Source organism: Methylobacterium sp. GC_Met_2 (assembly GCF_026540795.1).
Lineage (GTDB): Bacteria > Pseudomonadota > Alphaproteobacteria > Rhizobiales > Beijerinckiaceae > Methylobacterium.
In genome coordinates, this window is the sequence record NZ_JALNUM010000247.1 from 1 (window position 1) to 1796 (window position 1796).

Below are 1796 nucleotides of genomic sequence, written 5' to 3' on the forward strand. Positions count from 1 at the left end.
GCATCCCGAATTTCAGCCAGCTCGTCCCGGCCCGCAGCGATAGCCCGCGCACCGGCCGCCGCCGCCTCTCGGCCGATGGCCGGTTCCTGAACCTGCCGAACGAGCCCGTGCCCGGCGAGATCGAGCCTTGGCAGGCCGTGGCGCCCGTCCGCCCCGACACCGCGCACAGCCGGTCCCTGCGCTTCCTCGACGCCGCGGGCGAGCTGCTGGCCGCTGTCGCCATCATCGGCGGGGGCATGGTTCTGACCGGCCTCGCCATCCTGTTCTGACCCCCGCCCGCAACCCGAACGGGCCGGCTGCCCGCGCCCTATCCCGAGGATCCCGCGATGTCCCTACGCACGTCCCTCGAAAACCTGATCCGCCGCGACCCCGCCGTCAGTCTGCACGAGCGCGCCGCCGCTACCGCCAGCCGGGTCGAGGCGTTCAAGCCAGCATCTGCCCCGTCCGCGCCGACCCATGCCGACCAGGCTGCTCAAGCTGCTGAGCCAGATCCCGCCCTGGCGGTCGTTACCGTGTTCCGGGCCAGCTGGGATGCGCTCGGGAAAGTGCTGGAGGCCGAGGCGCCGGACAACATGGTGGCCGAACTGGAGGACGCGCAGGGCGCCGCCTACGACCGCCTGCGAGCCGCCCGGCCGACCACGCCGGAAGGCTACCGCGCCATGGCCGAGTGCTGGGCCATGGTGCTGAAGGGGCACCGTGGTGACGAGCCGGGCATGATGGTTGGTGACCACGCTGCGGACTCGCTCATCGCAGGCGCCGGCGTGTGCATGCCCGTCCAGGCCGTCGATTGGTACGATCCGCCGCCCGGCTTCATGGGCTCGCCCGCGCTTGAGCCGTCGCATTTTGTCCAGATCCCGCACGGCATCGAGCTCGAGATCGCTCGCCTCCGCAGTATCGCCTTCGCCGAGCTACGCAGGCGCGCCTGCCCCGGCACGAAGGTCGAGGACATCCGGCGCATCCGCAGGGAACTGCACCTCGAGACGCTGTCGCCGAGCCTCCCCAAGTCGGACATCCTCGACCAAGTCGATTTCGCCGCTGCGGACATCAACGAGCTGCGAGCCCTTCATGAGCGGGCGCGCGAGCTATCGAATGTCGCCTACGCCATGTCGGCCATGGGGTGCTGCGAGAACAACGCAGCCGGCAGGTTGCTGCACTGGCTCGCGGACGAGCTAACCACCGTAGAGGGCAAGGCATCTGCTGAGATGCGGTCTCGCCAGCCTACCAGCTTATGGGACCAGCGGGCCCGCCTCGGAACTGTCGCCGAGAGCATCATCGAGAACGGCGACGTCACCGAGACCGCGACCTTCATCCAGGAACTCGCGACCTGGGCCGCAGAGCAGGCGCAGAGCCAACAGCGCCCATAGCGACCGCCCCGTCCGTAGCCGTGCGTACCGCCCCGGCCGGATCTCGCCGGGCCTTCCCCTCATCGCGACCCGAGACCTGACCCCATGGGCAACGTGCTCACCTTCACCCCGCGACCGAAGCCAGTTGCTCCCGAGGTCCTGGAGCCGCTCACCGTCCCCGCGCTCCGGGCCAGCCTGGAGGAGGCAGCACAGACCGCGCTCGATGCGGCGGACCGGATCATCGCCGTGCTCGACACCATGGACGGCGACACCGACCTTGAGGACGGCGGGGATGCTGAACCGTCTCTGGCCGCGCCCGAGAACGCGAACGGCTCGCAGGTCGTCTACATGCGCGGCGGCGATCGGGACGGCGAGGCCGACGATCGCGAGACTGTGCTGCCGGAGATTGCGGCTATCCCGGTCATCGAGGCGGAGATCCTGCCATGGCGTGGA

At 69.9% G+C, this 1796-nt stretch carries 3 protein-coding genes; all 3 read left to right on the plus strand.

What is annotated here, in order from left to right; genetic code table 11:
- The first annotated feature begins 2 nt into the window (after nt 1-2).
- Nucleotides 3-269: a hypothetical protein gene (locus OXS49_RS33240; protein ID WP_267428752.1), complete on the plus strand. Its 267-nt coding sequence runs from the start codon at nt 3-5 to the stop codon at nt 267-269.
- Between the two features lie 57 nt (nt 270-326).
- Nucleotides 327-1364: a hypothetical protein gene (locus OXS49_RS33245; RefSeq protein ID WP_267428753.1), complete on the plus strand. Its 1038-nt coding sequence runs from the start codon at nt 327-329 to the stop codon at nt 1362-1364.
- A gap of 84 nt (nt 1365-1448) precedes the next feature.
- Nucleotides 1449-1796 (plus strand): hypothetical protein (locus tag OXS49_RS33250; protein WP_267428754.1); only part of this gene is annotated, 348 nt, incomplete at its 3' end.

What these genes read in the sequence shown, in the direction of transcription:
- OXS49_RS33245 (WP_267428753.1), top strand. Translation starts at nt 327, where the DNA reads ATGTCCCTACGCACGTCCCTCGAAAACCTGATCCGCCGCGACCCCGCC.